Origin of the sequence: Pseudomonas maioricensis (assembly GCF_022790535.1) — a bacterium.
In the GTDB taxonomy this organism is placed as follows: Bacteria; Pseudomonadota; Gammaproteobacteria; order Pseudomonadales; family Pseudomonadaceae; genus Aquipseudomonas; species Aquipseudomonas maioricensis.
The window spans coordinates 342,254-357,822 of sequence record NZ_LOHG01000002.1; the positions used below are offsets into that span (position 1 = coordinate 342,254).

Annotated in this window: 14 protein-coding genes; 9 read left to right on the top strand and 5 right to left on the bottom strand. The window is 58.6% G+C overall.

Features of this window, described 5'->3' with window-relative positions; all coding sequences use genetic code 11:
* Window positions 1-87: 87 nt before the first annotated feature.
* Window positions 88-2,850, bottom strand: a complete 2,763-nt coding sequence (gene polA / locus AUC61_RS04200) for a DNA polymerase I (protein ID WP_243244591.1) — start codon at window positions 2,848-2,850, stop codon at window positions 88-90.
* A 74-nt stretch (window positions 2,851-2,924) separates the two neighbouring features.
* On the opposite strand from polA, the gene AUC61_RS04205 reads away from it, so the two are divergent.
* Window positions 2,925-3,212, top strand: coding sequence for a DUF2782 domain-containing protein (locus AUC61_RS04205; protein WP_122667271.1), 288 nt, complete (start codon window positions 2,925-2,927; stop codon window positions 3,210-3,212).
* A 36-nt stretch (window positions 3,213-3,248) separates the two neighbouring features.
* Window positions 3,249-4,199 (top strand): homoserine kinase, encoded by a 951-nt coding sequence (locus AUC61_RS04210; protein WP_243244592.1) that lies wholly within the window; start codon window positions 3,249-3,251, stop codon window positions 4,197-4,199.
* A gap of 278 nt (window positions 4,200-4,477) precedes the next feature.
* Here AUC61_RS04210 and AUC61_RS04215 read toward each other — a convergent pair whose 3' ends face one another.
* Window positions 4,478-5,410: a zinc ABC transporter substrate-binding protein gene (locus AUC61_RS04215; RefSeq protein WP_422764970.1), complete on the bottom strand. Its 933-nt coding sequence runs from the start codon at window positions 5,408-5,410 to the stop codon at window positions 4,478-4,480.
* 67 nt (window positions 5,411-5,477) lie between these two features.
* Between AUC61_RS04215 and AUC61_RS04220 the strand changes: the two genes are divergently transcribed.
* Genes AUC61_RS04220 through AUC61_RS04235 form a run of 4 tightly spaced genes read left to right on the top strand, consistent with a single transcriptional unit; the run spans window position 5,478 to window position 8,292 of the window.
* Window positions 5,478-5,960 carry a Fur family transcriptional regulator gene (locus tag AUC61_RS04220; protein WP_243244594.1) on the top strand — a complete coding sequence of 161 codons (483 nt, stop codon included), beginning with the start codon at window positions 5,478-5,480 and terminating at the stop codon, window positions 5,958-5,960.
* Entirely contained in the window at window positions 5,960-6,757 is a 798-nt protein-coding gene (gene znuC, locus AUC61_RS04225; RefSeq protein WP_243244595.1) for a zinc ABC transporter ATP-binding protein ZnuC, read from the top strand. Before AUC61_RS04220 ends, znuC begins: the two co-directional genes overlap by 1 nt.
* Window positions 6,750-7,538: a zinc ABC transporter permease subunit ZnuB gene (znuB, locus tag AUC61_RS04230; RefSeq protein WP_122667267.1), complete on the top strand. Its 789-nt coding sequence runs from the start codon at window positions 6,750-6,752 to the stop codon at window positions 7,536-7,538. The genes znuC and znuB overlap by 8 nt, the downstream gene beginning before the upstream one ends.
* A 37-nt stretch (window positions 7,539-7,575) precedes the next feature.
* Window positions 7,576-8,292, top strand: coding sequence for a PA5502 family lipoprotein (locus tag AUC61_RS04235; RefSeq protein WP_243244596.1), 717 nt, complete (start codon window positions 7,576-7,578; stop codon window positions 8,290-8,292).
* Between the two features lie 119 nt (window positions 8,293-8,411).
* On the opposite strand, the gene katE is transcribed toward AUC61_RS04235, so the two are convergent.
* Window positions 8,412-10,562, bottom strand: a complete 2,151-nt coding sequence (katE, locus tag AUC61_RS04240; RefSeq protein ID WP_243244597.1) for a catalase HPII — start codon at window positions 10,560-10,562, stop codon at window positions 8,412-8,414.
* 459 nt (window positions 10,563-11,021) lie between these two features.
* On the opposite strand from katE, the gene AUC61_RS04245 reads away from it, so the two are divergent.
* The 3 genes from AUC61_RS04245 to AUC61_RS04255 all read left to right on the top strand — a co-directional run bounded on the left by AUC61_RS04245 (window position 11,022) and on the right by AUC61_RS04255 (window position 13,540).
* Window positions 11,022-12,029: a methionine ABC transporter ATP-binding protein gene (locus tag AUC61_RS04245; protein WP_122667263.1), complete on the top strand. Its 1,008-nt coding sequence runs from the start codon at window positions 11,022-11,024 to the stop codon at window positions 12,027-12,029.
* On the top strand, window positions 12,029-12,703 hold the full coding sequence (locus tag AUC61_RS04250) for a methionine ABC transporter permease (protein WP_095093190.1): 675 nt from the start codon (window positions 12,029-12,031) through the stop codon (window positions 12,701-12,703). Before AUC61_RS04245 ends, AUC61_RS04250 begins: the two co-directional genes overlap by 1 nt.
* Window positions 12,704-12,766: 63 nt before the next feature.
* Window positions 12,767-13,540, top strand: a complete 774-nt coding sequence (locus AUC61_RS04255) for a MetQ/NlpA family ABC transporter substrate-binding protein (RefSeq protein WP_243244598.1) — start codon at window positions 12,767-12,769, stop codon at window positions 13,538-13,540.
* 145 nt (window positions 13,541-13,685) lie between these two features.
* On the opposite strand, the gene AUC61_RS04260 is transcribed toward AUC61_RS04255, so the two are convergent.
* Together AUC61_RS04260 and AUC61_RS04265 are read right to left on the bottom strand one after the other, a co-directional pair.
* A complete protein-coding gene (locus AUC61_RS04260; protein ID WP_243244599.1) occupies window positions 13,686-14,318 on the bottom strand; it encodes an SCO family protein in 633 nt (210 codons plus the stop codon).
* Window positions 14,319-14,386: 68 nt separating this feature from the next.
* On the bottom strand, window positions 14,387-15,568 hold the full coding sequence (locus AUC61_RS04265) for a COX15/CtaA family protein (protein WP_243244600.1): 1,182 nt from the start codon (window positions 15,566-15,568) through the stop codon (window positions 14,387-14,389).
* Window position 15,569: the final 1 nt, after the last annotated feature.

Below are 15,569 nucleotides of genomic sequence, written 5' to 3' on the forward strand. Positions count from 1 at the left end.
CCGAGCTTGCTCGCGATGCAGGCGCCTCGGTCTGGCAGGCACAGCAAGCCTCGCTCCAACAGGATTTGGATCGACTCAGCGCCCCGATCAGTGCGCCTCGTCCCAGTTATCGCCCACACCGACTTCGACCAGCAGCGGCACATCCAGCTGCGCTGCGCCGCTCATGTACGGACGAATCTGCTCGCTGATCTGCTCGACCAGATCTTCGCGAACCTCCAGCACCAGTTCATCGTGCACCTGCAGGATGACCCTTGCGTCCAGCTTCGATTCTTCCAGCCAGCCATTTACCGCCACCATGGCCTTCTTGATGATGTCTGCCGCCGTGCCCTGCATCGGCGCGTTGATCGCCATGCGCTCTGCGCCTTTGCGCAAGGCCTGATTCTTGGCGTTGATGTCCGGCAGATACAGACGACGGCCGAAGATGGTTTCAACGAAGCCTTGCTCGGCTGCCTGCGTACGGGTGCGCTCCATGTAATCGAGCACACCTGGGTAGCGGGCGAAATAGCGGTCCACATAGGCCTGAGACTGCTTGCGATCAACACCGATCTGCTTGGCCAGACCAAATGCGCTCATGCCGTAGATCAGGCCGAAGTTGATTGCCTTGGCGCTGCGGCGCATGTCGGTGGTGACGTTTTCAAGCTCGACACCGAAGACTTCCGCAGCCGTTGCCCGGTGCACGTCCAGGTCATTACGGAAGGCGTGCAACAGACCTTCATCCTTGGCCAGATGGGCCATGATGCGCAGTTCGATCTGCGAGTAGTCCGCCGCCAGCAGCTTGTAGCCCTTGGGCGCGACAAACGCCTGACGGATACGCCGCCCTTCAGCGGTACGGATCGGGATGTTCTGCAGATTCGGGTCGCTTGAGGACAAACGACCTGTCACCGCTACTGCCTGGTGATAGGAGGTGTGAATGCGACCAGTACGTGGGTTGATCTGCTCTGGCAGGCGGTCAGTGTAAGTGCTCTTGAGCTTGCTCATCGAGCGGTACTGCATCAACACCTTGGGCAGCGGGAACCCTTGCTCGGCCAGTTCAGCGAGCACCGCTTCGGCAGTCGAGGCCTGCCCTTTGGCAGTTTTGCTCAGGATCGGCATGCCGAGTTTTTCATACAGGATCACGCCCAACTGCTTCGGCGAACCCAGATTGAATTCTTCACCGGCAATCTCGAACGCCTCGCGTTCAAGGGCAACCATCTTGTCGCCCAGCTCGACGCTTTGAATGCCCAGCAGCTTGGCGTCCACCAGCGCACCCTGGCGTTCGATACCAGCCAACACGGGCACCAGCGGCATTTCAATTTCGTTGAGCACCGGGGCCAGGCTTGGGATTGCAGCGAGCTTCGCCTGAAGCGCTTCGTGCAAGCGCAGCGTTATGTCAGCTTCTTGAGCAGCGTACTGCGCGGCCAGTTCCAGAGAAATCTGGTCGAACGTCAGCTGTTTCACGCCTTTGCCAGCGATGTCCTGGATATTCCCGGCGGCATGCCCCAAGTATTTCAGCGCAAGGCTTTCGCGATCGTGACGCGTCGCCGTGGAATCCAGCACATAGGATTCAAGCATGGTGTCGTACAGCAACCCCTGAACTTCAATGCCCTGACTCTGATCGCCATCAATGGCGCAGTTAGCGAGGATATTGATATCGAACTTGGCGTGCTGACCGACTTTGATTTTGCTCGGGTCTTCCAGCAGCGGCTTGAGCTGCTTGAGTACGTGATCACGGTCCAGTTGCTGCGGCACGCCCATGTAGGAGTGAGTCAGCGGGATGTAAGCGGCTTCGTGAGTCTGCACGGCAAATGACAACCCCACGAGCTGCGCACGCTGGGCGTCCAGCCCATTGCTCTGGGTCACGAACGCCACCAGCTTCGCATCGCTGAGCTTCTTCAGCCAGGTATCGAGCTGATCTTGCTCAAGGATGGTTTCGTAGCGGGACTCTGCCGGGGCCGGGGCTTCTTCGATGGCGATTTCCAGACCGACACGCTTGGCGTCGCGGTGCAGGTCTTCAATCCAGCTCTTGAATTCCAGTTCGGCATACAGCTCAAGCAACGCTTCACGATCAGGCTCGGTGCAGTGCAGTTGATCCAGTTCGATGTCCAGCGGGACGTCGATCTTGATCGTCGCCAACTCGTACGACAGGAACGCCATCGCCCGGTGCTCTTCGAGCTTGGCAGCCAGGGTTTTCGCGCCACGGATCGGCAGCGTCGCGACCATTTCGAGGTTTTCGTACAGTTCTTTCAGACCACCGCCCACGCCCACCAGCAAGCCCACGGCAGTCTTTTCGCCAACACCCGGCACGCCTGGAATGTTATCGACCTTGTCGCCCATCAGTGCCAGATAATCGATGATGTGCTCAGGGCCGACGCCGAACTTCTCTTTCACGCCTGCCACGTCCTGCACGCTGCCGGTCATGGTGTTGACCAGCGTGATGTGCCCGTCGACCAACTGCGCCATGTCCTTGTCGCCGGTGGAAATGATGACCGGTCGGTCCGCCGCCGCGCTGCTGCGCGCCAAGGTGCCAATCACGTCATCGGCTTCGACCCCGTCCACGCACAGCAGCGGGTAACCCAAGCCTTTTACGCAGGCATGCAACAGGTCGATCTGCACACGCAAATCGTCCGGCATGCTCGGGCGATTGGCCTTGTATTCGGCATACAGGTCATCACGGAACGTGCCGCCCTTGGCGTCGAACACCACCGCAAACGGGCTGTCCGGATATTGCCGACGCAGGCTTTTGAGCATATTCAACACGCCCTTCACGGCTCCGGTAGGCAAACCTTTGGACGTGGCGAGTGGCGGCAGCGCGTGAAAAGCGCGGTACAGGTAAGAAGAACCGTCCACCAGGACGAGGGGAGCTTGGCTCATGAGCAGAATCAACCTTTTCGGCGGGGTCGGCGCTAGAATGCGAGGACCATTGACGACAAAGGGACAAGGTTATCATGCGCACAACAAATCGCCTGTTGCTGGCTGGCCTGTTTGCACTCTGCCCGCTGATTGCTGTTGCTGCCGATGACGCACCGTCAGGAGACCCGGAGGTTACAATCCGCACCGAAGGGGACAAGACGATTCAGGAGTACCGCCAGAATGGCTTCCTGTATGCCGTCAAAATCACCCCAAAAGGCGGCAAGCCTTACTTCCTGGTGCGCGCCGATGGTACAGACGCCAATTTTATTCGTTCAGACCAACCGGATATGCTGATTCCGTCGTGGAAAATATTCGAGTGGTAAGGTCTCACATTCACCCTTTTTGCTGGCAGCCCTGATATGTCCGTATTTACCCCCCTGGCTCGGCCCGAGCTGGAAACATTCCTCGCCCCTTACGGGCTAGGCCATCTACGTGACTTTCAAGGCATTGCCGCTGGAAGCGAAAACACCAACTACTTCATTAGCCTGGAGCAGGGTGAGTTCGTGCTGACGCTGGTGGAGCGCGGTCCGGTTCAGGAAATGCCGTTCTTCATCGAGCTGCTGGACACCCTGCACGACGCTGATTTACCCGTACCATATGCGCTGCGCACCACGGACGGCAGCGCATTGCGCGAGCTGGCGGGTAAACCGGCGCTACTGCAGCCACGCCTGCCGGGCAAACACATCAGCGACCCGAATAATCAGCACTGCGTGCAGATCGGCGAGCTACTGGGTCATCTGCATCTGGCAACACGCGACAAAGTGTTGGAGCGCAAGACCGATCGCGGCCTGGACTGGATGCTGGCAGAAGGCGCAACGCTGATTTCTCATCTGGATGCTGCGCCGAGTGCATTGCTCAAAGCGGCGCTGGAGGAAATCGAGCGCCTGAAGCCGAAGATCATGGCATTGCCCCGGGCGAACCTGCATGCCGATCTGTTCCGCGACAACGCGCTGTTCGAAGGCACGCACCTGACCGGGCTGATTGACTTTTACAACGCCTGCTCCGGGCCAATGCTTTATGACCTGGCTATCGCGCTGAACGATTGGTGTTCGGACGAAGAGGGCAAGATCGACGCACCACGCGGTCGAGCCCTGCTGGGCGCTTACGCAGCACTGCGCCCGTTCACCGCTGCCGAGGCCGAATTGTGGCCAACCATGCTGCGCGTTGGGTGCGTGCGTTTCTGGCTGTCACGGCTGATTGCTGCGGAGTCCAACGCAGGCCAGGACGTACTGATCCATGACCCGATGGAATTCCAGAAGCGCCTGGAACAACGGCAGGAAACGCACCTGCCGCTGCCGTTTGCGTTGTAACGGGGATCTGTAGGAGCGCGCTTGCCCGCGATAAAGACGACGCGATCTGAAGGATACACCGCGGTGCTCTTATCGCGGGCAAGCACCGCTCCCACATAAAAGTCGTATTTATTCAGCGACGTGAACTCTATTTGATGAGGGTGGACCTGCTCGCGATGGTAGGCCACGCAGCCGCCGTCGGTAGGAGCGAACTTGTTCGCGAGGCGACAGACTGAGTCGCCGCTTCAAGCCTTCTCGCCAACAAGTTGCCTCCTACCAGACGAGCCACTACAAGTCAGTTACAGACTCTCCAGGCACCCCACAAGATCATCGCCCAGCTTGTTCAGCAGTTGCTCATACCCCGTCGCGTTCGCCGGGGTCTCACCGCCCAGCGCATCCAGCTCAGCCAGTTTTGCAGGCAGCCCGGCCGTCAGGGTTTCGGCAAGACGCGGACGCAATGGCGGCTCGCTGAACACGCAGGTCTTGCCCACTTCCGTCAGCCGTGCACGCATCGCCGCAACGTGCTGAGCGCCCGGCTGTACCTCGGCAGCAACGCTGAACACGCCCGCATGCTTGAGGCCGTAAGCGTCTTCGAAGTAATCAAAAGCCTCGTGAAACACGAAGTACGGCTTGCCCGCGATGCCGGCTACCCGGCTCTTGAGGCGCGCATCAAGCGCATCAAGACGCGTATTGAATGCCTTGGCATTACTCGTATACCGCACAGCGTTGGCAGGATCGGCAGCACTTAAATCACTCGCCATTTTTGCCGCAATCACCCGGGCGTTTACTGACGACAGCCACAAGTGCGCGTCCAGACTTCCAGGACGATGGTCATGATCATGCTCGTCGTGGCCGTCTTCATCGCCTTCTTCGTGAGACGCGCTGTCCGCACCGAAGTGACGCAGCTTCAGTCCCGGCAGCGATTGCACGGCCACGACCGGCAACGTCCGGCTTTTCAGGACACGTGGCAGGAAGCCTTCCATGTCCGGACCGATCCAGTAGAGCAAATCGGATTGCTGCACGCGCCGTACGTCGGATGGTCGCAAAGCATAGTGGTGAGGCGAGGCGCCCGGAGGCAAAAGCACCTCTGGTGTACCGACGCCGTCCTGCACAGCCGCCGCAATCAACTGCAGGGGCTTGATGCTGGTAAGGACCCGGACTTCGGCCTGAACCGGGGAAATTATCAGCAAACTGGCGGTTAAAACGATAAAAAGAGCAAAAAGACGATGCACGTGGGCCACTCATTGAAGGCGGGAACGGGTAACATAATAACGTCTCTAGCAAATATCGTCGCCGCCCATGCCTATTACACCGTTGGCCAGTCGCCCTCACGACCACTCCCATTGCGTGCATACCGCGCTCTCCGAAGCCGATGTGCTGTGCGCCCAGAAAGGCTTGCGCCTGACCGCTTTGCGCCGTCGCGTACTGGAACTGGTCTGGCAAAGCCATAAACCGTTGGGTGCCTATGACATCCTCGCCGTACTCAGCGAAGAAGACGGCCGCCGCGCCGCACCGCCTACTGTTTACCGGGCCCTGGATTTCCTCCTGGAAAACGGCCTGGTACACCGCATTGCTTCGCTGAACGCCTTCACTGGCTGTAACCACCCGACTCACGCGCATCAGGGCCAGTTCCTGATTTGCCGTGAATGCCACGCCGCCATCGAGCTGCAAAGCCCGACCATCAGTGACGCCGTCACAGGCGCCGCCGCCGAAGTCGGTTTCGCCGTCGAAGGCCAGACCGTGGAAATCATCGGGGTATGTTCCGGCTGCAAGGCGGCCTGATGAGCAACGCGTTGATCAAACTTGAGCGCGTCGGCGTCGCCCTTTCCGGGCAGAACGTGCTGGAAAACATTCACCTGAGCGTCAAGCCTGGGGAAATCGTCACCCTGATCGGCCCCAACGGCGCAGGTAAGACAACGCTGGTGCGCGCAGTGCTTGGCTTGCTCAAGCCGGATTCCGGCAGCGTGTGGCGCAAACCGAAGCTACGTGTTGGCTACATGCCGCAAAAGCTCCATGTTGACCCGACGCTACCGCTGTCCGTGTTGCGTTTCCTGCGTCTGGTTCCCGGTGTAGATCGTGCGGGGGCGCTGGCAGCCCTGGTTGAAGTGGGTGCAGAGAAAGTCATCGACAGTCCGCTACAAGGTATTTCCGGCGGTGAAATGCAGCGCGTTCTGCTGGCTCGCGCCCTGTTGCGCGAACCGGAACTGCTGGTCCTGGATGAGCCTGTGCAGGGCGTCGATGTAGCGGGGCAGGCTGAGCTGTATAGCTTGATCACCCGCCTGCGCGATCGCCATGGTTGCGGCGTGTTGATGGTCTCTCACGATCTGCACCTGGTGATGAGCACAACGGATCAAGTGGTATGCCTCAATCGCCACGTCTGCTGCTCCGGCCACCCGGAACAGGTCAGTCACGACCCTGCGTTTGTTGAGCTGTTCGGCAAGAACGCACAAAGCCTGGCGATTTATCACCACCATCACGACCACGCTCATGATCTGCATGGCGAAGTCGTCGAGGACGCCGCCGATTCGGTCGGCTCCACCCACACACACGTTCACGGAGACAGCTGCAAGCATGGCTGATTTTCTTCTTTACGCCTTGCTTGCTGGCCTGGCTTTGGCGTTGGTTGCCGGCCCTCTGGGCTCGTTCGTGGTCTGGCGACGCATGGCCTATTTTGGCGACACCCTTTCCCACGCGGCTTTGCTGGGTGTGGCGCTGGGGTTTCTGCTGGATGTCAGCCCGACGATTGCAGTGACAGTCGGCTGCCTGCTGTTGGCGATTCTATTGGTTACGTTGCAGCAACGTCAGCCGTTGGCGTCGGACACTCTGCTCGGGATACTCGCACCCAGCACTTTGTCCCTCGGGCTGGTGGTGCTGAGTTTCATGCATGACGTGCGCATCGACCTGATGGCTTATCTGTTCGGGGACTTGTTGGCGATCAGCGCCAATGATCTTGTCTGGATACTCGGCGGCTCGCTGGCAGTGCTAGGGTTACTGGTAGTGCTCTGGCGTCCGCTGCTGGCAATCACGGTGCATGAAGAGCTGGCAAAGGTTGAAGGTCTGCCGGTCGCGGGCCTGCGCATGGCGCTGATGCTGTTGATCGCTGTCGTGATCGCTGTAGCAATGAAAATCGTCGGGGTTTTGTTAATTACTTCGCTGCTTATCATTCCAGCAGCTGCGGCACAGCGTCACGCCCGCTCGCCGGAGCAAATGGCACTGGGTGCGAGCGTGCTGGGCGTAGTAGCTGTGTGCCTTGGGCTGTCGATGTCCTGGTTCAAGGACACCCCGGCAGGGCCATCAATTGTGGTTTCAGCAGCGGCTTTGTTTCTGCTGAGTTTTGTCCTACCCAAACGAGCGGTGTAGACTTGCTCGTTTTTTGCGCAATTAGAGAATCGCAGGAATGAAGCCGTTCGCATCCCGTTATCTGCTGCTTGCCGCATTTTCCGTCCTGTTGGCTGCCTGTCAAAGCGCGCCAACGGTAGACACGCCTGTGCCCGCGACCGAGCCAGACGGTTTCGCCCAGCTTGAGCAGAGCATTACCACCAATGAACTGGCCACCGCCGAAGATCAGTTGGCAAAGCTGCAAGCAGCAGCGCCGACAGATATTCGTCTTGAGCCGTTCCAGCGTCGCCTGGCTGAGGCCTATTTGAGCCGCAGCCAGATTGGCCTGCAAAAGGGTGACGTCAACGCCGCCGCGACGGCTCTGAGCCGCGCCCGAGCCCTGATGCCCAAGGCTCCGGCATTGACCAGTGGCGTCAATGGCGCCATCGCCCATGCCCGTAAAGCCGAGCTGGACAAAGCCGAAGCAGAATTGAAGGCAGCTGAAGCGAAGCGTGTTGCCAAGTTGATCGATCCATCGGCAGAAAGCACCACCATCGAGTTGAAGATCGGCGATATGGCGCAACTACGTCGACAACTGGATGCCATCGCAGCCGATACCGTCGCATTCAATTGCGTCGTGCTGCTGCAAGTCCCACGCACGGATGACTACCCATGGCTGGCCACATTGCTGACCAAACGGGTGAATAAGATCAATCCGGATTTCGAGCTGGAACTGCGTCGCAAGATCGAGCGCAATGAGAAGGCGACAGTGGTTCTGAAGCCAGCACAGCAATAGTCTGTAGGAGTTGTAGGAGCTGCCGAAGGCTGCGAAGGCGATGTATCAGATAAACCGGTTCGCAGCCTTCGGCAGCTCCTACAGGTAAAACAAGGCGCCATCCATGGCGCCTTTTCGTATCAAGCAGGAATCGCTTTAGCCTTCGGCTCACGATCCCATACCCGGTGCTGGGCTATCGCAGCGAAGAAAGCCTTGAATGAGCTACTATCAGACACTTCCAGCAGTCCGGCATCCTTGTCCAGATGCAACAGATCAATGATCTGCTTGGCCTCACCGCTCACAGAAATTGCCTTCAGGTGTTTGTACGCTTCGAGCACGTAGTGCAGCGCGACACCGTCGCCGCTCAATGCTTTCACCGAAGCAGCGCCCCCCGGAATGAATACCGCGTCAAACGCTACTGACGGTAAACCTTCCATGGATGCATCAACCGGCAGACTCGCACCGCTAGCCGTTTTCACTGGCGCGGAGGTCGGGCCGAGCACCTTGGCGTGGGCGCCTTCAGCTTCCAGCGCCGCTTTCATGGCCGCTACAGCCTTGTCGTCCACACCATTGGCAACCAGGATCGCTACTTTGCGCGACACGATGTCCCCGGCGAGCAGGTTCATCTGACTGAGCAGAGGCGACTCTTTGAGCGATTGCTGTTTGGCTGGCACGGTCGGTGCGGTTGGCGCAGGCAGACCCAGGTTGGCGGCAACACGGCCAGCCAGCTCCAGATCGATATTGGCCAGAATCTCATTCACCTGACGTGCACGGATGTGTTCACGATCCACTTTGCCCAACTCGAAGCTGTAAGCCGCGATGATGTGCTCTTTCTCGGCATGGCTCATGCTGTTGAAGAACAGCGTCGCTTGCGAGAAATGATCGGAGAACGACTCGCTGCGCTGACGAACCTTGTGCGCCTCGATACGCTCGGGATAGCTCTCGAAGCCGCCATCCACCGGGCCAGCAGGGGTTTCCTTCGGCCAGCCGCCATCAATCGAGTTCGGCTCGTACGAAGCACGGCCTTTGTCGATAGTCGTGCGGTGCTGAGCGTCGCGCTGACCGTTGTGATTAGGCGCCACAGGACGGTTTATCGGGATCTCGTGGAAGTTAGGCCCACCCAGACGGCTGATTTGCGTGTCGGTGTAGGAAAACAGACGACCTTGCAGCAGCGGATCATTGGAGAAGTCGATACCCGGCACGACATGACCAGGGCAGAACGCGACCTGCTCGGTTTCCGCGAAGAAGTTATCCGGGTTGCGGTTAAGCACCATCTTGCCCAGCGGCGTCACCGGCACCAGCTCTTCAGGGATAATCTTGGTCGGATCGAGAATATCGAAGTCGAACTTGTGCTCGTCTTCTTCCGCCACAATCTGCACGCCCAGTTCCCACTCAGGGTAGTCACCGGTTTCGATGGATTCCCACAGGTCGCGGCGGTGGAAGTCGGTATCTTTACCGGCCAGCTTCTGCGCTTCGTCCCACACCAGTGAGCACACGCCAAACTTGGGCTTCCAGTGAAATTTCACGAAGGTCGATTTGCCTTCAGTGTTGATCATGCGGAACGTGTGTACGCCAAAGCCTTGCATGGTGCGCAGGCTTTTAGGAATAGCACGGTCGGACATGGTCCACAGCACCATGTGAGCCGACTCAGGCACCAGCGAGACAAAGTCCCAGAACGTGTCGTGCGCCGAGCCACCGGTAGGAATTTCGTTATGCGGCTCAGGTTTCACCGCGTGAACGAAATCCGGAAATTTGATCGCATCCTGGATGAAGAACACCGGCATGTTGTTGCCGACCAGGTCGTAATTACCTTCATCGGTGTAGAACTTCACCGAGAAGCCACGCACGTCGCGGACGGTATCGCCTGAGCCACGCGGACCTTGCACGGTGGAGAAGCGCACAAACACCGGGGTTTTCTTGCCGGGATCACGCAAGAAGCCCGCCTTGGTCAGTTCGGCGTGGTCTTCGTAAGTCTGGAAATAACCATGAGCCGCCGTGCCGCGCGCGTGAACGATGCGCTCCGGGATACGCTCGTGGTCAAAGTGCGTGATTTTTTCACGCATGATGAAGTCTTCGAGCAGTGACGGGCCGCGGTCACCGGCCTTCAAGCTGTTCTGATTGTCGGAGACTTTGACACCATGGTTGGTGCGCAGCGCTTGCTGGGTAGGATCAGAGCGAAACTGCTCCAGGCTTTCCAGCTTGGCGTTGGTGTTGCCGCGATCCAGAGTGTCGGTTCCTGCTAGTTCGCTTTTAGATCCATCGGGTGCATTCGTTGGTTTCTTCGTAGCCATCAGACAAAAACTCCTCAGTAACAGGCTGCCCTTTAGCCAGGAACGGCATGGGGCTTATTAAGCAGAATTCCCTGGTAAGGGCCTCAGGGAAGTCACGGCGCTAAGAAAGTGACTGAGAAGAAAAACAGGCGTTCCGTGTTTTTTCTGAAGATCTGGCGGGTGGTAACAGATCACCGGCCCCGCACTATAGCGGAGCACACAATTGTAGGAGCTGCCGAAGGCTGCGAGACTTTTTTCCTGATGTACCGCTATCGCAGCCTTCGGCAGCTCCTACAGAAGCCCATTTCAAACCATCCATCGCCTTATTCCATTTCAGCAGGTCTGTTATGAAATAAATGCTAAATACCATCCAGCGGACAGGCTAAAATGCGCGCCCGGCCTATCCAGCCGGTGCGAATCAGCCGGTGCGCGTCCTGCCGCTGCGCTGAATTTTTAACGCGCCCCCACAAGGTTCGCTAAGTGATCGAGTTCCATAACGTCCATAAAACCTACCGGGTGGCAGGCAAGGAAATTCCGGCCCTGCACCCCACCAGCCTGCGCGTCGAAGACGGCCAGGTATTCGGCCTGATCGGCCATTCAGGGGCTGGCAAAAGTACCCTGCTGCGCCTGATCAACCGCCTGGAAACCCCGAGCGGCGGGCAGATCGTTGTCGACGAAGACGACGTCACCGCCCTTGACGCCAATGGCTTGCGGCGCTTCCGTCAGCAGGTCGGGATGATCTTCCAGCACTTCAACCTGCTGTCTTCCAAGACCGTGGCCGACAACGTCGCCATGCCGCTGACCCTGGCCGGTGATATGTCCCGCGCAGAGATCGATCAGCGCGTAGCGGAACTGCTCGCCCGGGTTGGCTTGTCCGACCACGCGAAGAAATACCCTTCGCAGCTGTCCGGTGGGCAAAAGCAGCGTGTCGGCATTGCCCGCGCCCTGGCCACCAAGCCAAAGATTCTGCTCTGCGATGAAGCGACCAGCGCCCTGGACCCGCAAACCACTGCGTCGGTCCTGCAACTGCTGGCCGAGATCAATCGTGAGCTGAAGCTGACCATCGTTCTGATCACCCATGAAATGGACGTGATCCGCCGTGTCTGCGACCACGTCGCCGTCATGGATGCCGGCGTAATCGTCGAGCAAGGCAAGGTCGCTGATGTATTCCTGCATCCACAGCACCCGACGACCAAACGCTTTGTTCAGGAACACGAGCAAATCGACGAAAACGAACAGCGCGATGACTTCGCACACGTTGAAGGCCGCATCGTCCGCCTGACCTTCCAGGGTGAGGCGACTTACGCACCGCTGCTCGGTACCGTAGCGCGGGAGACCGGCGTGGATTACAGCATCCTGGCCGGACGCATTGATCGCATCAAAGACACGCCTTACGGGCAACTGACCCTGGCTATCACTGGCGGCGACATGGACGCCGCCTTCGCTCGCTTCACCGCCGCGGATGTTCATATGGAGGTGCTGCGCTAATGGACGCTCTACTGACTTTATTCCCCAACGTCGACTGGGCGGAAATCTGGGTCGCCACGCTTGATACCCTGAACATGCTGGTCGTGTCTCTGGGCTTCACCGTGTTGCTGGGCTTGCCGCTGGGCGTAATCCTGTTCCTCACCTCACCACGCCAGTTGCTCGAAAACAAAGGCCTGTATTCAGTTCTGGCAGTCATCGTCAACTTGCTGCGGGCCTTGCCCTTCATCATCTTGCTGATCGTGATGATGCCGGTGACCGAGATCATCACCGGCACTACGCTGGGTATTCTCGGCACCTTGCCGCCGCTGATCGCAGGCGCAACTCCATTCTTCGCTCGCCTGGTAGAAACCGCGCTGCGTGAAGTGGATCGCGGCATTATCGAGGCGACTCAGGCGATGGGTGCCACCACCCGGCAGATCATCGTCAAGGCGCTGCTGCCTGAAGCACGCCCCGGCATCCTCGCTGCCATTACCGTTACGGCCATTGCGCTGGTGTCGTTCACCGCCATGGCGGGCGCTGTTGGCGCAGGTGGGCTGGGTGATCTGGCGATTCGCTACGGTTACCAGCGTTTCCAGAACGATGTGATGTTCGTGACGGTCGTATTGCTGCTGGTGCTGGTGCAAATCCTGCAAACCATCGGCGACAAACTGGTCGCGCACTTTTCCCACCGCTAAGTTATTGGCCGATTTCGTCGGCAAAGGCCCGTCACGATGGCGGGCCCTCAAAGGAGTTGATGTATGAAGAAGCTGTTGGCCGTATTTGCCGCCGTTGCCGCATTGTCCGCGCATGCCGATGAAACCCTCACCGTTGCGGCCAGCGCCGTGCCTCACGCCGAGCTGCTCGAGTTCGTGAAGCCGACCCTGGCCAAAGAAGGCGTAGACCTGCAGATCAAGGTCTTCAATGACTACGTGCAGCCCAATGTACAGGTTGCTCAGAAGCGTCTGGATGCCAACTTCTTCCAGCACCAGCCGTATCTGGATGAGTTCAACAAGGGCAAAGGTACTGATCTGGTCAGCGTCGCCAAGGTTCACGTAGAACCGTTCGGGGCTTACTCGGACAAGTTCAAGACCCTGGCCGACCTGCCAGACGGTGCCAACGTTGCGCTGCCTAACGATGCCACCAACGAAGGCCGCGCTTTCCTGTTGCTGGCCAAAGCGGGTCTGATCACTCTGAAAGATCCAACCAGCATCCTCGCCAAGCCGAGTGACGTGCTGCAGAACCCGAAAAACCTGAAGTTCCGCGAGCTGGAAGCTGCAACCCTGCCACGTGTGCTGACTCAGGTTGACCTGGCGCTGATCAACACCAACTACGCGTTGACTGCCAAGCTTGATCCCACCAAAGACGCGCTGATCATCGAAGGTGCCGAGTCGCCTTACGCCAACATTCTGGTAGCCCGCCCGGACAACAAGGATTCGGACGCCATCAAAAAGCTGGTCGCTGCGCTGCAAAGCCCGGAAGTAAAAGCGTTCATCGCCGAGAAGTACAAAGGCGCTGTGGTTCCGGCTTTCTAAGCTGATCCCGCTCTCCTACAGCGAATTCATCCTCGGAAGGGAATGTATTCTCTGTAGGAGCTGCCGAAGGCTGCGAAGCATTCAGTGCTGACACACCGCCATCGCAGCCTTCGGCAGCTCCTACAGTTCACTCGTTAGCCGCGTCTCACTCCCGCTCCAACAACCCCGGCAACTGCGCCAGCAGCTTCTGATTGTTGAACGGCGCCCTGATAAAACCACGCTGATGACCATCAGGCCCGAGCAACGCAAGGTTGCCGCTGTGATCTACCGTGTAACCCGGTTTGCTGGTGTCGGCGGGAATAAACGGAATGCTCACCCCGTTGGCCAGCTTTTGAATGTCCGGCACGGCTCCCGTCAAACCCACGAAATCCTTATCGAAATAGCCCAGATACTGCTTGAGCTGCTGCGGCGTGTCGCGGTTGGGATCAACGCTGACCAACACCACCCGTAATTTGCTCAATGCCTCTTCGGGCAGCTCGCTCTTGATCTGGCGTAATTGGGCAAGCGTGGTCGGGCAGATGTCCGGGCAATAGGTGTAGCCGAAAAACAGCAGCGTCCACTTGTCCTTGAATTCGTTGATCTGCACCGGCTGGCCGTCCTGATTGGTCATCGTCAAGTCCGGCAACTTGCGGCTTTGCGGCAGCAGAATGATCCCAGCATCGATCAACGCCGTCTGGTCGCCAGAGCCTTTGCCCGACAACACGCGATTGACGGTCAGGCCAAGGATCAAAGCGACGATGGCAACCAGGATGAAAACGGTTTTCTGAGTTCGAGTCATAGGGTCAACAATAGTAGTTTTGAACACGCTGATTGCAGCATGTGGTTGAGGTCACGGTACAGCACATCTCACGTTTTGTTTCCAAACACACCCTCGGCAGCTCTCATCAAACGGCGCATAACGATGTGAAATCGTAGGACCGGTTTTAGCCGGGAGGGCGTCGGTACATTCAACCCATCTGATGCGTCAGTCATACTGCCCTCGCGGCTAAAGCCACTTCTACGGATTTCACATATCCGGGAAAGACTCCGCACAGGGGCTCTTTGAACGACCCGCGCTCGCACCCGATAATTGATCATCACCAAACTCACCATCAACCCCGCACCACAGGCGCTATGGGCCATGGCGGTCATCAGCGGCAGATGAAACAGTACATTGCTGATCCCGAGGCCTATCTGCGCCGAGAGCACCGTCACCAACAGCATCGCCATGCCTGCGAGCCCTGACTTTTTCAGTTGCCAGGCCAGACTCAGCAGCGACAGCGTGACCAGCAAAGCGCCGACACGATGAGTCAGGTGAATCGCAGTACGCGCCTCACTGTCGAGCTTGCCGCCCAGATAATTGGGCCCGATGTGTTGGGTCAGATGAAAGCCATTGGTGAAGTCTGCATCAGGCCACCATTGGCCCTGACAGGTCGGCACATCGGTACAGGCCAACGCGGCATAGTTGGCACTGACCCAGCCACCCAGCGCGATCTGCACTGCAACCAGAAACAGGCCGATGGCAGCCAGACGCTGAAGCCTTGTGGGCAACGGCGACCTTACAACGAAGGCACCACTCAGACGTAGCGTCAGCAGAAACAACAGGCTCAGTGTCGCTACCCCGCCCAGCAAGTGCGCCGTCACCACTTGCGGCCAAAGCTTGAGGGTGACGGTCCACATGCCGAATGTGGCCTGTGTAAACACCACGCCTAGCAGCAACAAAGGCAGCTTCAGCGGTCGCCCCTGTTGCGATCGGCGCCGCCAGGCCTGAGCGGCTAATAGCATGATCAGTAGCGCCAGCCCTCCCGCGAAGTAGCGATGAAGCATCTCGCTCCAGCCCTTGGCGGCATGCACTGGCGCGCCGGGAAAGTGCAGCTCTGCGTGGGCCAGTTGCAGATCGTTGCCCGGCACGCTGATGAATCCATAGCAGCCTGGCCAATCCGGGCAACCAAGCCCCGCATGGGTCAGACGGGTATAAGCGCCCAATAAAACCACGAACAGCGCCAGCAGCGTGGCAAGCAGAGCAAGACGAAATCCGGGCCTGGTCATA